This is a genomic window from Nonomuraea rosea (assembly GCF_039539705.1).
In the GTDB taxonomy this organism is placed as follows: Bacteria; Actinomycetota; Actinomycetes; order Streptosporangiales; family Streptosporangiaceae; genus Nonomuraea; species Nonomuraea rosea.
Map to the genome: position 1 here is coordinate 74811 of NZ_BAABDQ010000023.1, position 17319 is coordinate 92129.

General features: G+C 68.9%; 14 protein-coding genes and 1 pseudogene. 2 read left to right on the plus strand and 13 right to left on the minus strand.

Going from position 1 to position 17319, the window contains the following annotated elements; all coding sequences use genetic code 11:
• Positions 1-237 precede the first annotated feature (237 nt).
• Positions 238-1044 (plus strand): hypothetical protein, encoded by an 807-nt coding sequence (locus tag ABEA43_RS40225; RefSeq protein ID WP_345570450.1) that lies wholly within the window; start codon positions 238-240, stop codon positions 1042-1044.
• Here the strand turns inward: ABEA43_RS40225 and ABEA43_RS40230 are convergent.
• The 5 genes and pseudogenes from ABEA43_RS40230 to ABEA43_RS40250 all read right to left on the minus strand — a co-directional run bounded on the left by ABEA43_RS40230 (position 1013) and on the right by ABEA43_RS40250 (position 7509).
• Entirely contained in the window at positions 1013-4249 is a 3237-nt protein-coding gene (locus tag ABEA43_RS40230) for a S8 family serine peptidase (protein WP_345570452.1), read from the minus strand. The two genes, ABEA43_RS40225 and ABEA43_RS40230, sit on opposite strands and share 32 nt — an antisense overlap.
• A 275-nt stretch (positions 4250-4524) precedes the next feature.
• The gene (locus ABEA43_RS40235; protein ID WP_345570454.1) at positions 4525-5487 is read right to left on the minus strand and encodes a CU044_5270 family protein; all 963 of its coding nucleotides are present in this window, start codon (positions 5485-5487) and stop codon (positions 4525-4527) included.
• Positions 5484-6056: an RNA polymerase sigma factor gene (locus tag ABEA43_RS40240; protein WP_345570456.1), complete on the minus strand. Its 573-nt coding sequence runs from the start codon at positions 6054-6056 to the stop codon at positions 5484-5486. The genes ABEA43_RS40235 and ABEA43_RS40240 overlap by 4 nt, the downstream gene beginning before the upstream one ends.
• A gap of 337 nt (positions 6057-6393) precedes the next feature.
• Positions 6394-6759 (minus strand): annotated as a pseudogene (locus tag ABEA43_RS40245) (IS1634 family transposase); the annotation flags it as partial.
• Positions 6760-7116: 357 nt separating this feature from the next.
• Positions 7117-7509 carry a VOC family protein gene (locus ABEA43_RS40250; protein WP_345570460.1) on the minus strand — a complete coding sequence of 131 codons (393 nt, stop codon included), beginning with the start codon at positions 7507-7509 and terminating at the stop codon, positions 7117-7119.
• An 88-nt stretch (positions 7510-7597) separates the two neighbouring features.
• Here ABEA43_RS40250 and ABEA43_RS40255 point away from each other — a divergent pair, with 88 nt between their 5' ends.
• Positions 7598-8236 (plus strand): TetR/AcrR family transcriptional regulator, encoded by a 639-nt coding sequence (locus tag ABEA43_RS40255; protein ID WP_345570461.1) that lies wholly within the window; start codon positions 7598-7600, stop codon positions 8234-8236.
• A 618-nt stretch (positions 8237-8854) separates the two neighbouring features.
• Here ABEA43_RS40255 and ABEA43_RS40260 read toward each other — a convergent pair.
• The 8 genes from ABEA43_RS40260 to ABEA43_RS40295 all read right to left on the minus strand — a co-directional run bounded on the left by ABEA43_RS40260 (position 8855) and on the right by ABEA43_RS40295 (position 17301).
• Entirely contained in the window at positions 8855-10756 is a 1902-nt protein-coding gene (locus ABEA43_RS40260; protein WP_345570462.1) for a hypothetical protein, read from the minus strand.
• A gap of 104 nt (positions 10757-10860) precedes the next feature.
• Entirely contained in the window at positions 10861-11724 is an 864-nt protein-coding gene (locus ABEA43_RS40265; RefSeq protein ID WP_345570464.1) for an ABC transporter permease, read from the minus strand.
• Positions 11724-12788, minus strand: coding sequence for an ABC transporter substrate-binding protein (locus ABEA43_RS40270; protein ID WP_345570466.1), 1065 nt, complete (start codon positions 12786-12788; stop codon positions 11724-11726). Before ABEA43_RS40270 ends, ABEA43_RS40265 begins: the two co-directional genes overlap by 1 nt.
• A 27-nt stretch (positions 12789-12815) precedes the next feature.
• A complete protein-coding gene (locus tag ABEA43_RS40275; protein ID WP_345570468.1) occupies positions 12816-13511 on the minus strand; it encodes a GntR family transcriptional regulator in 696 nt (231 codons plus the stop codon).
• 55 nt (positions 13512-13566) lie between these two features.
• On the minus strand, positions 13567-14418 hold the full coding sequence (locus ABEA43_RS40280; protein ID WP_345570470.1) for an amidohydrolase family protein: 852 nt from the start codon (positions 14416-14418) through the stop codon (positions 13567-13569).
• Positions 14415-15344, minus strand: coding sequence for an ABC transporter substrate-binding protein (locus tag ABEA43_RS40285; RefSeq protein ID WP_345570472.1), 930 nt, complete (start codon positions 15342-15344; stop codon positions 14415-14417). The genes ABEA43_RS40280 and ABEA43_RS40285 overlap by 4 nt, the downstream gene beginning before the upstream one ends.
• Complete coding sequence (locus ABEA43_RS40290; RefSeq protein WP_345570474.1) at positions 15341-16183, minus strand: substrate-binding domain-containing protein; 843 nt, start codon at positions 16181-16183, stop codon at positions 15341-15343. The genes ABEA43_RS40285 and ABEA43_RS40290 overlap by 4 nt, the downstream gene beginning before the upstream one ends.
• Positions 16180-17301, minus strand: a complete 1122-nt coding sequence (locus ABEA43_RS40295; protein ID WP_345570476.1) for a DUF3500 domain-containing protein — start codon at positions 17299-17301, stop codon at positions 16180-16182. Before ABEA43_RS40295 ends, ABEA43_RS40290 begins: the two co-directional genes overlap by 4 nt.
• Between the last annotated feature and the right edge of the window lie 18 nt (positions 17302-17319).

Genomic DNA, 17319 nt, shown 5'->3' on the forward strand with positions numbered 1-17319 from the left:
CGAGCGCGAGAACATCCGGGAGTCGGCCCTCGAAGGACTCGACGCAGCGGCCCGCAAAGGCAAGCACGGCGGCCGACCTGTGCGGTGCCAAACTCGCCCATGGCATCTGATCTGGTCTTCTATCCTCGACACTCGTGTTTCTGCGCCTGCTTCTGCTCATGGTCCGGTTGTCCGGCTGGTTGACGCTACTCACGCGGGGCGACACCTCCAAGGACGTGGAGATCCTGGTGCTGCGTCATGAGGTCGCCGTCCTGCGTCGTCAGGTCTCCCGGCCACGACCAGACTGGGCCGACCGGGCGCTGCCGGCCGCACTGGCGCGACCGCTGCCCACCCGGCTTCGCCTCCATCGGATCGACGCCAGGCACCCTGCTGTCCTCGCACCGCCGCCTGCTCGGCCATCAGATCGGAGAAGGCACCATCCGCCGCATCCTCACCGCGGCCGGCCTCGGCCCAGCGCCACGCCAGACCTCACCGACCTGGCGACAGTTCCTCACCTCGCAAGCCGCCGGCATCCTGGCCTGCGACTTCCTGCACGTCGACACCGTCTTCCTCAAACGCCTGTACGTCCTGTTCGCCATGGAGATCGAAACACGCCGCGTACACCTGCTGGGCCTCACCTCCAACCCGACGGGCGCATGGCCCTGCGCACCCAGCACCAACACGCCCGCCACATCATCGCCGCCGGTGGCTCCTACCTGTTCATCGTCAAGGGCAATCAGCCCCTTCCCCCACGCGGCCCAGGCCATCCAGATCAAACGCCGCCGCACCGACCAACGCAGCAGCAAGACCACCATCGTCACGGTCTACGCCGTCACCAACCTCCCACCGGGACGCATCACCCACGCCCGGCTCGCCGCCCTGATCCGCGGACACTGGAGCGTCGAGACCCTGCACCACATCCGCGAAGACGCCTCCAAGGTCCGCACCGGCAACGCACCCCGGATCATGGCCGGCCTCCGCAACCTAGCCATCGGCCTGGCCCGCCTGATCGGCTGGACCAATGGCTACCGGGTCACGACGGCCGGATGCGGTAGGCCCGGATGATCGTCTGCTCTACCGTGTTGCCCGCCTCGTCCACCGCTCGGGCGCGCAGAGACACGAACCCGTCGCCGGCCGGGTGGCGCAGAACGGCCGCCGGCCCGTGGATCTCGGTCTTGGTCCAAGTGGCTCCGTCGTCGTAGGAGACCTCTACCGAGAGCCGCTTGACGTGGCGGGAGGTGCTTCCCTGCAGCGGCTGAACGGTCACCGGCACGGTGAAGCGCCGTCCGGACGGGGCGGAGTTCTCGGTGTCGAGGGCCGGGCTGAAGCGCACGACCGACACGGGCAGCCGCGCGGGCGTGTCGCTCGTGGCGGCGTGCCCGGACCGGAACGTCCACACGCCGGACACGCGCGTGGACAGCGTCGCGGGCGCACCGCGCTCGGATTCGACGACGAGACGGTAGGCGGCCTCCCGCGCGGGCACGGTGAAGCTCGTCCTGGTCTCCGGCTGCTCGCCCACGAGGGTGCCGTCACGGTAGAGGGCTGTTCGCTGCGTGGCCCGGGTGGAGGAGCCGAGCGCTCCTCTGCCGTCGCCGTACATGAGCAGGTCGGTCGAGATGACGTCGCCGGTGCGGCTGACGCCGTTCAGTCCTTCCGCGCCCGCCCAGGGCAGCGTGGGCGAGAAGACGCCGCGGTTCCACAGTTCCGTGTACGTCCGCCCGGACCGGTAGACCGTGAAGGGCGAGTCGAAGCGGTTGAGCCGGCCGTCGGAGCCGTACTCGAACAGGTGACGCTGCCAGCGGATGCCGTCGTCGGTGTTGACGTACTCGACCTGTTTGAACGGCGTGCCGAACGTGGTGGGATACAGGAAGGCGAAGACGGCGCCGTCGCGCGGCCAGGCGCCGCTGTACGCGTTGGCCTCCGCGTCGGGCAGGTGGCGGGCGTAGTCGGTATGGATGGCGGCCAGGTCCCGCTGCGCCACGCGCCGCTCGAATCCGTTGACCATGCCCCCGGAGTGGAACCAGGTCAGGTGGTAGGCGTACGGGCTGCCGACCCGGGCGGCGGCCCACAGCCCGGCGACCTTGGTGCGCACGCCCGGATAGGTGCGGGCGGGGCCGAGCTGGGCGGTGAACGTGCTGTCGTAGGAGTTGCCGAGCCAGCCCCAGGCACGCGACGTCCCGTCGGCAACCTGGTACTGGTAGACGACCTCGGCCAGCAGCGAGACGGCGTCCGCGCGGGGAAGCGTCAGCGAGATCGGCCGGCCCAGCCGCGCGTCGGCCTCCACGGTCTGCGACCGGTCCAGGTCGAGGCCCGGGTGGACGAGGAGCGTCCTGCTCTGGTCGTCGCGGATGGAGGTCCTGATCAGCCATCTGCCCTTGGGCAGCCGCAGGGTGGCCGGCCCCTGGGGCTCCTCCAGGTCGATCGGCGTCTGCTCGGCGTCCAGGCGGTACAGCGTCGTGAAGGTGCCGGTGGCCGGTTGGCCGTTCCTGTCGGTGAACCTGAGGGTGAGGTCGTAGCTCTCGATCTCCTTGTCCACCCCGACCGGCGTGCTGAGGACCAGCTCACCGTCGCCGGTGGCGACGACGTGCCCGCTGAGGAGGCCGTCGGGCCCGCCGGCGCGAGTGTCGGAGGTGACGACGGCCTCGGCCTGCCCGCCCGCGGGGACGGTCAGCGTGGCGGGCGTGACGCTGAAGGCCTTGTCGCCACGCACCTCCAGGTGGAGGGTCACCGGCTGCTGCTGGTGGTTGCGGTAGACGATCTTCTTGCTGGCCGGCTGGTCGTCATCGTGCGGCCATGCCTGCCGTCCGAAGCCGAGACCGGTCGGTTCGGCGGTGACGGCCTGGCTCGTACCGCGGTCGGCGTCGACGAGCCCCGCGCCCTGCGCGAATACCCCGATCCCCGGCAGCGGCCGGGCGGTGCCCATGAGGGTCGCCTTGAGCGTGCCGCCCTTCCAGCCGGCATGCGCCCCGGCCAGCAGCGCGGCGACGCCCGTGACGTGCGGGGTGGCCATGGAGGTGCCGGACATGGCGACGTAGGAGCCGTCGCCGGGACTGTCCTTGCCACGAGCCGCGGTGATGTCCACGCCGGGGGCGGTGATATCCGGCTTGAGGCCGTCATCACCGGCGCGCGGCCCGCGGCTGGCGAAGCCGGCCTGCTCGCCCGACTTGCTGACGGCGCCGACCGCGAGCGCGGCGTCGGCGGTGCCGGGCGAGATGAGCGTGCGATCGGCGCCGTAGTTGCCGGCCGCCGCCACGAACAGGGTGCCGTAGCGCTCGCTGAGCGTCTGCACGGCCTCCTCCAGCGGGTCGGCTCCGGGGGTGTCCGGGCCCCCGAGGCTCAGGTTGACGACCTTCGCGCCCTGCTCGGCCGCCCACTGCATGCCCGCCAGGATGGCCGAATCCGAGCAATACTCCGACTCGCACACCTTGCCGTCCAGCAGCGTCACTCCGGGCGCCACGCCACGGTACCTGCCGCCCGAGGCGGCGCCGCTGCCCGCGATGGTGGAGGCCACGTGTGTGCCGTGCCCGATCACGTCGCGTTCGTCCTGGACCTCGGTGAAGTCGGCCCGCGCCGCGACCCGCCCAGCGAGATCGGGATGGGTCGCGTCGATCCCCGTGTCGAGCACCGCCACCTTGACGCCGGCGCCCGTGTGCCCGCGCTCCCACGCCTGCGGCGCGCCGACCTGCTTGACACTCACGTCGAGCGTGATGTGCCGGCGCCCGTCGAGCCAGATCTTGCCCGTGCCGGCCGCGAGCGTCCGCCACGTCCGCGCGGACTCGCCCCTGCGCTGCCGTACGGAGAAGCCCCGCACCGCGCCCAGCGGCCTGAACCCGCTCATCGCGCGGACGGCGGGCGTGGGACCAGAGGACCCCGTCACGAGCAGGGGGAGCTCCTTGCGGTTGTCGTCGTACCCGAGCTCCAGTAGCCCGGTCACGTCGAACAGCCGGGGGTCCAGCCGTCCGGCGGCGACCAGCGGCGCGGCGTCGCTGGGTAAGACGCGCAGCCGCCCCCGCGCCTCGTCGGTGAGGAAGGTGACCTTCTCCCTGCCCTCCCCCGGCTCGACCATCGCGCTCGTCGGGCCGGTCACGGTCACCTTGTCACCGGTGATGAGCGTGACCGTCCGCACGCCGGTCATCGCCTGGTCGCCGGCCGCCGCGACCGCCTGTGGCGGGGCGGCCGACTCTGCGACCGCTTGTGGCAGGGCGGCCGGCTGGACGGTCATGGCCACAGCGAGCACGGCGACACCGGCCCACCTCGTCGTTCTTTGCACTCAATTCTCCGATCATCAGGGAGATATCACTACGTAGTGGGCGATGGTTAGGTTTAGTTACACGGCATTTCAGAAACGCCCGCAGGACAGCGGAGACCGGGGCCGGGGTCAGGCGCGTTGTGCACCGCTGTTCTCACGCATCCATTCCGGGGCGAGCGTGATCCGCTCAAGACCAAACCCCAGACAGGCGCTGTGTCCTGCTCGACGTCGGCGGCGACCCTGCCAACGCGCGCTCGCTGGAGAACAGCCGGGCGGGTCCCTCAGCCGTGGGTGTTTCAGCCGCGGGCGGGGCCGGTTCGCTCTGGTTCGGGGACCACGGGAGGCAGCGTGTCGGTCCACTCGGAAACTCGGACCGTGGTCGTCCCCTCCTTGTAGATCTTGCCGTCCTTGCCACTGCGGTAGCTGCGGCTGACGACGAGCGAGGTTTCGGGGTCGATGATGACCTTCAGGTCCACGCCGAGGTCGGAGATCTCCAGGCCGTCGCCGGCGCGGCCCAGATCGTCCTTCATGGTGCCGATGCTCTTCACGATGGGAATCGTGGCCAGCGCCCGGAAGGCCGCGGCGCGAACCTCCGGTGGAGCCGGCAAGTCGCCCAGCAGGTTGACCAGAGAGTTGGCCACGAACCACTCGCGTGCGGCGGGATCCACATCGCCATCGCCGTTGTCGACCTTGTCGGCGATCCACGCCTTCAGCTTCTCCGGATCGGTCGGCAGCCTCTCGATCTGGGAGAAGCTGACGTGGTTGTCGGCCAGGGAGAACGTCTTGGGGCCCTTGGCCGCGTAGACGGTGTCGCCCTCGCCGGAGGGCACCCATGCCTGCCCGTCGCGCCTGACCCAGCTTTCGGAGGACTTCGTGGGACGTGTCTTCTTTCCGGCGCGCACGCTGTGGTCGGCCTTGATATGCCAGTAGGTCCCTGAGTCGGCCCTGTTCTGCGCGGTGGAGGCGGCCGCGAGCAGGATCTGAGTGCTGGACAGCTGCGCTGGCACCGCCGACGCACTGTGAGGCGTTGCGTTCGGCGATCCGGTGGTCACCGCCACAGGCGTTCCGCTGGTGGTGACCACCACGGCTACGGCTGCGGCCGCGGCCGCCGTGAGGCCTATACCTCCGGTCAGCCAAGCGAAGCTCCTGCGCCTCGGTCGTGCCTGGGCGTTTTGGAGCCGGCGCCGCCCTTCGCCTACGACGGTGTCGGAGGGATCGGGCTTGTGCAGCATCTTGCTGATCATCTCCAGTTCGTTCATGGTTCGATGTCCTTCAGTTCGGTGCGGAGCTTCTTTCGGGCCCGGCTGAGCCGGGAGCCGACGGTGCCGTACGAGATCCGCAAGGTCTGTGCGATCTCCTCGTGGCTGAGCTGACCGAGCGCCATCAGCAGCAGCACATCCCGTTCGCCTCGGGTCAGTTTCATCAGCGCCTTGGCCAGCTGAGGCTGCAGTCGTTGGGCGCTGACCGCGCTGACCACCTGGGTCTCGTGGCTGTCGGCATCCGGTTCCGCCCCCGCGCGAGCCAGGGCTCGGTAGTGGCGGGCCTCCTTGCTGCGGTGCCGCGCCACGAGGTTGGTGGCAATCCCGAACAGCCAGGGCCGCAGGCCGCCACGCTTGGGGTCGAAACTCTCTCTTCTGCGGAGGGCGATAAGGAAGGTTTCGGCGGCCAGGTCGTCGGCGGCCTGTACGTCCAGCCGTCCGGCGATGTACCGGTAGATGTCTCGGAAGTGCCGGTCATAGACGGCCGAGAAAACGGCGGGATCACGACCGGCCTGGGCGGCAAGCTGGGCATCTATGACGTCCTCGACCGCGCTTGGTCCAGGAGTCACGTGTGGGTCTCCGTCATGCGGGCACCTCTTGGGGTTTGGCGACACTCACTTGAACTTCTCTCAACCGCCCGATCGCTTTCCCGCATGGTGCTGTACGGTCCGACGCTCACCGTGGCTCAGGTCTCCGGGCCGGCGGACCGGATGGCGGGCCGGCGGTTCCGGGCGCTGGTCCTTTGACGACCTTCACGAGCCTGCTGTCGTGACGCCGGTGCAGTCTCCGGGGTTCCGCAGCTGGTAGTCACACGCGAGCCCGGATTTGGGTGTCGACCTGCGGGAACGCGTGCAGGGCCGGGGATGATCGTGTGCCTACGCCCTCCGCGGCCGATTGCTGATCGAGTCAGGCGGGTTCGAAGACGGAGACTCGGGCCGGTGGCGCGATGGAAAGTGCCTGGTAGACGGCTCGTTGAGCGGGTCGCAGCGAGGTGGTGTGGACGACGGTTCCGGCCGGCCCGGCGAGGGTGACCTGGGATAGACGCGACAATTCGCGGTTGATCCGAGGCCATCTTTGCCCGCATCGGCGTTCGGCGACCCGGGTCAGCAGCAGGGCCAGCCAGCAGATCAGCACATGCGCGCCGAGGCGGTGCTCGAGCCGGTGGAAGACCGGACGAAGCAGGAGCTCGGACTTCATGTCCCGGAAGCCTCGCTCCGCTTCGAGGAGGTTTTTGTAGCCAAGTGCGACGTCTTCGGTGCTGATCTCGGGATCACCGGCACCGCCCTTAACGATCGGCAGTCGTGAGCCAAGCCCCGATCTGGTGCGCCGTGGCGCACCGGCGGTCACCGCCGAACAGGCGCTGCGGGCTCGCCATGTGGTCACCGCGACCAGTACCCGCTGCGCTGGCAAACACATGGCTGCCAAGACCGAACCACTCCCGGTTCGTTCTCTACGTCAGGAGGCGAAGCCCATCCTGACTCTCCTTCGAGCACGGCGTGCCTTCGGCAACCATCCGGCCCACCCCGACAACGGCCGTATCGACCACCCGCCGGCCCGCACGGGCTCTTCATAGTCGATGCCGCTCGCAATCTCTATGAGGTGATGTCCCGGTCTGAACCGGCCCGCCGATCAGTGCGCGGGCGCGGTGCCGTAGGGAACGGTCATCAGCTCCATGTTGTGGCCGTTGGGGTCCTGAAAGTACACGCCTCGGCCGCCGAAATCGTGGTTGATCTCGCCCAACTGCTGGTGGAACGGGTCGGCGTAGTAGGTGAGCCCAGCCTGCCTGATGTGCGCGAAGGCCGCGTCGAACTCCGCGTCGCCGACCAGGAAGGCGTAATGCTGCGGCTGAATCTCCCCCGTGCCGATGTCGACGAAGTCCAGCGTGACCCCGTTGGACAGCACGACTGGCAAAAACGGCCCCCATTCCGCGCCGACCGGCAGGTCCAGGATCTCGGCCAGGAAGCGGGCTGACACGTCCTTGTCGCGGGTGTGGACGATGGTGTGGTTCAGTTCGATGCTCACGATGGTCCTTTCACAGCATCTTCTGGATCGTTGAACTAAACTTTAGAACAGTAATCCAGTAGATGGAACGTTGTTCTTTGGAGACTGTATGCCAGTGGACCTGCCCGGTGTCGTCCGGCTGCGCGACCAGCGCGAGGCACTGACTCTGCGCACGATCCTCACCGCGGCGCGACGCCTCTTTGCCGAGGGCGGCTATGCCCGCACCCCGATCCGCCGGATCGCCCAGGAAGCCGGTGTCTCACCGCAGACCATCTACACGTGCTTCGGTTCCAAGGCGGGCGTTCTCATTGGCCTGGTCGACCTGATGGACGATGTGGCGGGCATGCCGGACCTGATGGCGGACCTGGAGGGAACAACCGACCCGGACGAGCTGATCGGCCTGCTCGCCCTGGCCGCACGCCGGCTCAGGGAGCATTGCGGCGACATCCTCGCGATCCTGAACTCCGGCGCTGCCGTCGACCCCGACATCGCCGCCACCCAGGCGGAGGGCGCCCGGCGCAACCGCCTGGGCGTCGAGATGGTCGTCGAGCGCATCCGCGCCACCGGCCACTCCGTCGACGCCAAGGCGACCGACATCGCCGTCGCTCTGATGAGCGGCGGCGTTCACGACAGCCTCGTCATCGACGCGGGCTGGTCTCATGACGACTACGAGATCTGGCTCAGACGCACTCTCGGGTCCGCCCTGGTCGCCTCACCCGCATCACGCCGGGCAGACCAGGCCGAGTAGGGAGCTGTCGACAACGGAACGACCGGCGGCCTTATCCGACGACGCTCCTAGGCTCACCTAATTGGAGGTGTCGCATGGAGAACTGGGACCAGTGGCCGCTGCTGGAGGTGAGCGACGGGGATCCGGTATCGGTCACCTCGGCGCTACGGCCGGCCACGCAGCGGCAGACGCCCTTCGCCGCCGTGGTGGTGCTGACCACCTCGGGCCCCGCCCCGCGCGGGCAGGAAGCACGGGCGCGGGTGCGGATGCTGATGCAGGTCCGGCCGGGCCTGCGCCGATGGTGTCGCGGCCTGGCCTTCGTGCTCAAGGGCGAACCGCCCGCGAAGTCATTGCGGTCGGCCGACACGTTGTGGGGCTGTCCGACTTACACGACTCGTGACCTGGCACAGGCCAGGGACTGGGCGCGCCACTCACTTGCCGAGGACGCCATCGCCGCGGTGCTGGTGGCCGCGTTCGCGGCGAGCACCGCGCAGACGATCGTGATCGCGGCCGGTCATACCGCCCCGCCCGGGCGGGGCATGTTCGCCAGGGCGGGGAACCCTGACGTCTACAGCGCCGCATCCGCATGGTCGCTGTGTTCTGCCGCGTCCCGAGGCAGAACACAGCGACCTTCTCGGGTCAACGAGACAGAACCTTGTTGGGGAGGTAGATCGGCATGGAGTCCTCCCAGATGCTGTCGGTCAGCATCTTCTTGCCTGAGCCGTCGGCATTCATGAGGAAGATCTGGCCGTAGGGCTGGAAGGTGTTGTCGTACAGCGCCGCTTCCTCGCGGAAGCCGTACATGCCGCTGTTGTAGAGGATGCGCCCGTCGGGGTTCCAGACCGCGTGGCCCTCATTCGCGCCGCTGCCGCCGGTCAGGACCCGCAGGCCGGTGCCGTCGGGACGGATGGTGCACACATCGAAATTGACCGCGTCCATCTTGCGGGTGAACAGGATGAGCTTCCCATCCGGCGACCAGTCGGGCAGGTTGTCGTACTCGGTGGTGAGGACACGCGTCGCTCCGGTCTCAAGGTCGAGGATGCGCAGACCTTTGTTCTCCGCGCCCCACACGCGATAGACGAGGAGCTTGCCGTCGGGCGAATAGCTCGGAAAACCGGCGTGCGAGGTGCCGTCGGTGAGCACCTCCCACTCCGAGCCGTCGGCGCGCACCCGCGCGACCACGGCCGTGCTGGTGGCGCGCATGAAGAACCAGCCACCCAGGCCGAAGGCGATCCACTCGCCGTCGGGTGACCATGCGGGCCGGAACGCGCCGGCCAGGCCGCGCGCGACAAGCGAGGGGTCCAGCCCCCGCCCGTAGGAGTCGAAGACGACGCGCTGGTCCGTGCCGTCGGGGTTCATGGTGACGATCGAGGAGTGGCCGAGCTGCTTTTCGGTGTAGGCGAGGCGGCCCTGGTTGGACAGGACGGGGAACACGTCGCAGAAACGGTAGTCCCAGTCCGGATCCCAGCTGTAGAGCGGCGTGTCGAGCGGGCGTACCGACCAGCCGACCTTGTCATAGATCACTGACGTGCCGTCCGGCGACCAGACCGGCGAGCGCACCCAGGGCCGCTTGACGGCCGGGATCGTGCCTGAGGTGTAGGCCAGGCCCTCGGCGGCTCCGCCCTTGACGAGGTAGCCGATCTCGGTGGCGTTCACGAACTGGGGTGAGACCTTCAGGCCGGGGCCGGAGGTGTGCTCGACGCGCGCACCGGTCGCGACGTCGACCGAGACGATCTGGGATTCGACCCTTCCGATGTAATCGGGGCGGTGGGCGCCCCAGGTGCCCTCGGTGGTGATCTCGTAGAAGACGACCCGGCGGCCGTCCGGCGACCACTTCGGCGAGCCGAGGCAGTACCCCTCCTTGGTGGCGATCTTGCGGAAGCCGGTGCCGTCGGGGCGGATGACGTAGATGCTGAGCTCCTGGGTGTGCTCCCAGCCGCGGCCGTCGTCATGCCCGCGCCATGGCGTGTTGCGGTCGCTGGAGAAGGCGATCCACTGGCCGTCGGGCGACCACGAGGGGCGGAAGTGACCGTCGGGCATGGTGGGGTCGCCGGCGACGTTCGGGGCGTTGGTCAGGTTTTTCAGCTTGTTGGTGCGCAGGTCGAGCACCCAGATGTGGGTTTTGTGGTCGCCGGGGGTGGCTTCGCGGGTGGAGACGAAGGCCAGCTTGGTCCCGTCGGGCGACAGGACGCCGGCGTCATGGACCGCCCGGCCGATCGCTAACGGTTGGAGGCCCGTTCCGTCGATACGGGCCCGGTAGATGCTGGAGTCGCCGTCGCCCCTGCGTTCCGAGGTGAAGACCACCGACTGGCCGTTGGCGGAGAAGCCGGCGTGGTAGTCGAAGGTCGCGTTGCCCAGCAGCGGGCGCTCGTTCGAACCGTCGAGGTTGGAGATGTACAGGTGTGATGCTGAGGGACCGATCCGGTTCATCAGCATCACGCCCTTCTTGTCGCCGGTGGCGGCTGCCACGGCGAAGGGCTTGGGCAGGAAAGCGGTGCCGACGGTGGCCGCTCCGGCCACCAGAAAGGCTCGCCTCTTCATTCCGGATTCCATCGCTGACGCCCTCTCTTGTGTTTCGATGCGCCCTGAATAGGCATGACGATGTGTCACACCGGACAGGGTTGGAGAAAAGCGAGTCGGTGCGCTCAGGCGTGCTGCTCGGCCGGGCGGCGCCGGGCGATGAGCCCGAGGCGTTTCAGGGCGAGCTTGTCGAGCCAGGTCAACAGCCCGTTCAGGGTGAGCGTCATCACGATCAGGACGATCAGACCGGCGAAGGTGGCGGCCGCGTCCAGGTTCATGGCGGAGGTGAACAGGCCGTGGCCGATGCCCTCGGTGGAGGCGATGAACTCGGCGCCGATGACGCCGAGGATGGCCAGCGGTCCGCCGGTCTTGAGCGCGGCGAAGAACGGGGCGGCCAGGGTGGGGATCGTCACGTAGGTGAGCAGGTGGTGCCGGCGGCCGCCCATGACCTGGACGATCTCCATGAGCTCCCGCTCGCGCAGGCGCAGGCCGAGGTAGATGTTGTAGAAGGTCACGAAGGCCGGGCCGATCATCGCGATCGTGATCTTCGACCAGGGGCCGATGCCGAAGAACAGCAGGAACAACGGCGCGAGCGCGATCTTGGGGATGCCGTTGAAGGCCGCGACGAGGGGCTCGAGCACCCGGCCCGCCAGCGAGAACGAGCCCAGCACCAGGCCCACCACGGTGCCGAGCGTGACGCCCATGGAGAAGCCCGCTACCACCTCGATCAACGTGGCCCTGACGTCGATCCATCCGGACTCTGAGCCGAGTAGCTTGACCAGGGCCTGCGCCACGTCGGTGGGTTTGCTGACCGCGTACTCGGGCAGGACCGGTCCGCTCAGCAGCTGCCAGAGGGCCAGCACGACGGCGATCACCACAATGCGTAGCGCCACCAGGGTGAGCGGGCTCTGCCACCGGTCGCTCTTGCGCTTGGTCGTGGCCACGGCTGAGGTCTTCTTCCGCACCGGCTTGTCAGTAGTCGCCACCATCACGATCCTCCGCCCGACGGCACGTAGGCGTTGCTCCAGTTGTCCGCGGTGACGGACATCGTCTTGGGGAGCACGCCGAGCCCGTTGATGAAGTCCAGGGTCTTCTTCCATTCCGCGTCGTTCATCGCGACGCTGGTCGGCCAGCCGACCTGCTTGAGGGCGGCCTTCAGCACGGGGGCCGGGGTACCCTCCATCGCCTTGGCGGCGATGTCCAGCAGTTCCTGGTCGTCCACATGCGCGTTCATGTACGCCGTGGCCTCTTGGACCGCGGCGACGAATTTCTTGGCGGTCTCGGGGTTCTTGTCGAGGTAGTCCTTGCGCGCCACCACGAATTCCCCGTAGCCGGCGCGTTCAGGAGACCACTCGGGAACGCGGAGAGGGTCGGCCACCACGATGCCTTCCCCGGCGTGCTCGATGGACAGCGGCGTCGGCTGGCCGGTCATGAACCAGTCGATCTGGCCGCTGTTGAGGGAAGCCTTGTTCGCTGCCGGGCTCGGCAGCTGCACCCACTTCACCTTGGTGGGGTCGACGCCGCGGGCCTTGAGGAACTGGCTCGCCTGGGCCTTGGTGTTGGCCGAGCTGGCGCCGGCGGTGGAGGTGGCCAGTGCCTTGGCCGCCTCCTCGGGCGTGGTCTCGGCAGTGATCTTGTTGGCGTCGGCGAACTTTTTGCTGACGACGATGGCGATCGGGTTGCCCAGGCCGTCGGCGGCGATGGCGACCTGCGGAACGTTCTTGGCCAGCGCGGACAGGAAGCCGGTGGGGCTGGAGTTGAGGAAGTGCACCGAGCCGGATTCGAGGGCCGCCGGGCCGGTCGAGGCGTTGGTCGACACGAACGTGACCTGGAGCCCGTGCTTGCTGAAGTAACCCTTGGCCTCTGCCACCTTCATCGGCAGGTCCATGATGTTGTCGCCGCTGCCGACCATGACCTGGATCAGGCCGCTCGCGGTGCTTTGGCCAGCCTGGCCGCCGGACTCGCCGCAGGCGGCGGCCACTCCGGCGCTGAGGACCAGTGCGGCCGTGACCGCCAGAGTGCGCAGGCCCCGGCGGGTATGGTGCTGTCTCATTTCGGCTCCTGACACGTGCATGGGGGGTTATTCGGCAGGGGTGCCGGCGGGGCTGACCGCCGTCTGCAGCAGCAGGGCCCGCCGGGCGGAGGCAACGTGGTGACGCATCGCGGCTACGGCCGCCTCCGGGTTACGGGTGACGATGGCCATCAGGATCGCCTGATGCTCCTCCAGCGACCCGGTCCTCGGATGTTGTGCGGACAGGTTGCGATATTGGCGCATGACCAGCGGATACAGCAGGGTGTCGTAGGCCCTGGCCAGGGTCTGCTGGTGGGCGGCTTCCTTGACCTGCTGGTGGAACCTGCGGTTGCCGCGCGAGTACCCCACCTGGTCCCCGCGCCTCTTGCAGTCCTCCATCGCCTCCAGCGTGGCGCGCAGCTCGCGGATCTCCTCCTCGGTGGCCCGCTCGGCGGCCTTGCCGGCCAGGGCGGACTCCAGCACTTCGCGCGCCTCCAGGATGTCGGCCGCCTCCTGCGGGGAGAAGTTCCTCGTCCGCACGCCACGGTTGACCTCGCTGGTGACGTAGCCCTCCTGGGCCAGCTGGACCAGCACCGAGCGCATGGTGCTGCGCGAGACGCTGAACATCCCGGTCAGCTCGGCCTCGGTGAGCCGCGTGCCCGGTGCGATGTTCTCCGACAACAGCAGTGAGCGCAGGCCCTCGTAGGCCTGGCTGTGCCTGTTGCGCGTCTCCGCGGCCTGGCCGTGGTCGCTGCCGTTTGCCATGATCACCTGTGTCCCAGAAGAGAGATGACGACTGCTCCGGGGAGCATTTCGAAGGTCAGCCTGCGGCCAGGCTCGGATACAACCGCCGCGCCGTGCCGGCGAAGATCTCCTCCCGGGCGGCCTGCGGCAGGTCCGCGAGGATCTCCTCGGCGAGCCGCAGCAGTTCGGGCAGCGACTGCTCGGCGGCCGGGAGGTTCGAGCCCCAGGCGATTCGCCCGGCGCTGAACGCCTCGATCACCGGCTCCAGGAAGCCGGCCGCCTCCTTGCCCGCGTCCTGGAGGCGTTCCAGGTTGCGGTGGGTGAGCTTGAGGTGCAGGCCGGAGTGGCGGGCGAGCCTGGCCACCTCGCCGCCGGCGTCGGCGGGTGAGGCGGCGATGTCGGGGTAGCCGATGTGGTCGAGGAGCACCCGCACGCCGGGGAAGCGTTCCAGCATCTCCTCCAGCTGCTTGGTGGCCGGTCCGAGGCGCATCTGGAGGCAGACGGTGACATCCAGCTCCTCTGCCTTCTCCCAGAATTCGTACGTCTCGGGTGCGGCGAACCACTCGCCTTGAACGGGCACGGTGCTGCCGTGGGTGAACAGCCGCACCCCGGCCAGGCCGCCGTCGATCGCCCCGGACAGGCGAGCGGCGGCATCGGGCCGCAGGGGGTCGAAGGTGCCCACCGCCACGAAACGATCGGGGCGCTGCCGGGCGCTGTCCACGACGTAGGAGTTGTCGTACCCGTAGTTCGTGGTGGCCTGGACCAGTACCGCCTGACCGATGCCCGTCGCGTCCATCCGCTCGACCATGCCGTCGGCGGTGACCGGCCGGGATTCGGCCCAGTCCGACTGCTTGCCGCCGATCGGCCCTCGCGGGTACCTGCTCAGGTCATCCGAGATGACGTGGCAGTGGGTGTCGATCACGGTCATCTGTAGTCTCCTTGCGCGAACAGCTCATGGACGTCGGTGGGGAAGTCAGGGTCGAGCAGACCCTGATCCCTGCAGAAGCGCACGAGTGCCTTCAGGCTCGGCTCGTTGGCCTCGATGCCGTACGGGATCGGGTCTGCGCCGATCTGCTCCGCCTGGCGGGCCAGCCGGGGAATCGTGGACCAGGCCGTCTCGCTTCGCCGTTTGCTCTCCACCAGTGCCGCATACAGCGCGGCCGGCAGGCCGGGGTCGCGTTCGACCAGATCGGAGCGGATCACGACCACCGAATGCAGGGGATAGATCCCGGTCCGCAGGTACCAGTCGGCGCTGAGCACCTCGGCGTGGGGAAAGAGCGGATAGGAGCCTTCGGTGCCGCCGCCGTGAGCGGTCCAGCCCGCCTGAGGTGCGCCCGCGCGTCCGGTCCCGGCGTTACCGGTGAGCGCGGCGTCCAGCTCCCCGGCGCTCAGCAACTCGCCCAGGGAGCGCCCGTCGGTGACCCGCTCGACGTTCGCGGGGACCCGGCCTTCGACGTGGTCGTCGTCGTCCACCACCCACGTGATCTTCTCGTGCGCCACGCCGTACTCCTCGGCGAGGACGCCGCGCACCCACACGCCGGTGCTCACCGAGTACGCGCGCACCCCGACCCGCCGGCCCTCCAGATCCCGCGGCGTCCGGATGCCCGAGAGCGCGGCGCACTGGACGTCCTCGTGGTGGAAACGCCGGTTGAGGAAGATGGGAATCGCGGTGAGCGGCACGCCCGCCTGGCGGGCCATCAGATAGGACACCGGCGCCAGCTCGCACACGTCGAACTCGAGGTCGCGGATCATCCGCCGGTAGGCGGCGATGATCGGCTTCACCTCCACCGGCTCGACGTCATACCCGTCCAGCTCCAGCTGCGCGTGGGGGTATTCCCCCAGAGCGACCTTCATAGCCTGCCTTCCCTTACTCCGAGCGCCTCGCAGGAGCGCGCCACCAACTCGTCGAAAGCCACCGGCCGGGGCACAACCTCCTGCTCCAGCGCAAAGGCCGCCACCTTCGTCACGGCTCCGCGCAACGCCTCGAAGCCCACCGCATCGCTGGTGATCTCCCGCATCGCGTCATAGGCGGCGAGGACGGCGCCCGAGTGCTCGCGCGCAGCCTTCTCACTGACGCCCACGACATGGTTGAGGGGCAGGAAGCCGCTCCGCTCCGTCCATGCGGCGGCGACCTGCGCGGCGTCGGGGATGGCGGTGCGGATGCGGTCGTCGGCCGGCAGCTCGTTGCCCATGATCCCGAAGTCCAGGGAGCCGCCGAGAAAGTCCGCCTGCAGGCGAGCCCCCTCCGGCGCCCGCCGTACCCAAGAGGGGTCGTGCTGCTCGTCGACGTGGCCGCCCTCGTACACCACCCAGTCGACCTTGCGCAGGTCGACCCCGTACTGCTCGGCCAGGAAGCCGCGCATCCACACCCCAGTGGTCTGGCTCCACGAGCGGACGCCCACGCTGCGGCCCTGAACGTCCTCGACAGTCAGGTCGCCGCAGGTCACCAGAGTCTGGTGCTGGGCGCGGCCGAGCATGGTGACCGGCAGCAGGATCACCGGGTGGTCGTGCGCGACGGCCTGCAGCAGCGTCACGATCGGCAGTTCGCAGATGTCCACCGAGCCTTGGCCGATCATGCCGCGTGCGGCCTTGTGCACCGGGCGCACGTCGAGCCGCTCCACCTGTGTGCCGGTCCCGCGGACGGCCGCTGCCGCGGCAGCGGCGAGGTCGTCACGCCCCAGAACTAACTTCACGTGCTCTCCTTCTCGAAGTGGAACCGTTCGTGGTGCTGTCGCAGCAGGTCGATGCCGTAGTCGCCGGCGTTGGGCGTGCGGACCACGGTGTGGATGTGCCGGCGGGTCGGGTAGTCGTTGTCGAACATCACGCCGGCCATGTGCTCGAACTCGATGAGGATCACCGGGCTGTGCAGGCGGTAGTAGAACACCCCGTCGGGGTCGCCCGCCCAGGCGAAGTGCGTCTCCGTCTCGTGGGCGAGCACCTCCTCCATGCGGACCCGGGCGTGGTCCTCGCGGGCCCGGCCCACGTAGAGGCCGAGCAGGTCGGTGGCGATCAGCCGCTGCGGCTCGGTGAGCTCGCCGAGCGGCAGGCCGGTGTAGTTCAGCTCGAAGTTGTCGCGGAAGGCGCCGACGAACAGCTCGGGCGGCAGGTCATCGGCGAAAACCGCGCTCTTGCGCTGCTCGGCGGTCAGGCTGGTGAACAGCCGCGCGGCCACGGCCTCCTCGCGGCGGAAGGCGGCGGTCCCGGCGTACCGGCCGCCCTCGGCCACCGTTGGTTCAGCGCCCAGGAAGGTCGGGGTGAGGGTCATCTGGTCGCCGACGATGACGGCGTTGACGCAGATGTGGTGGCCGTCGAGCTGCCAGCCCCACGGCTGGCCGCTCTCGGGCGAGCCGTAGATGCTGAACCAGTACAGCCACTCGTTGAGCAGGTGCTCCTCGCCGCGCAACTCGCCCATGGTCAGGTTCAGATTCATCAGGTCGATGATCTGCGTGTAGCCGTAGGCGCTGAGGCTGGTGCGTACCAGGGCGAGAGCCTTGTCCCGCTGCCGCTGGTCCAGATCCTCCAGGCACAGCCCGTGGCGCAGGAAGTAGCGCACGCCGTTCGCCCAGTGCCGCCAGGTCACATCGTCCATGGGGAACCGGCCTTCCGCCAGCTGCCCGGGTTCCAGCGCGGCCAGGTAGTCCAGCGCCGCCTGCCGGATGCCGTCGACGTCGAGACCGGTTTCGCGCAGCGGGAACAGGCCCGGGCGGATGCCGTCGGAGGCGGCCACCCCGTGAAAGGGTTCGTCGGCCGCGCGCCGGCGCCATTCGATCTTCTCGAGCAGGTCCGGGGTGAACTCGGCCGGGCGCCGCACGGGGGCATCGCCCCGTTG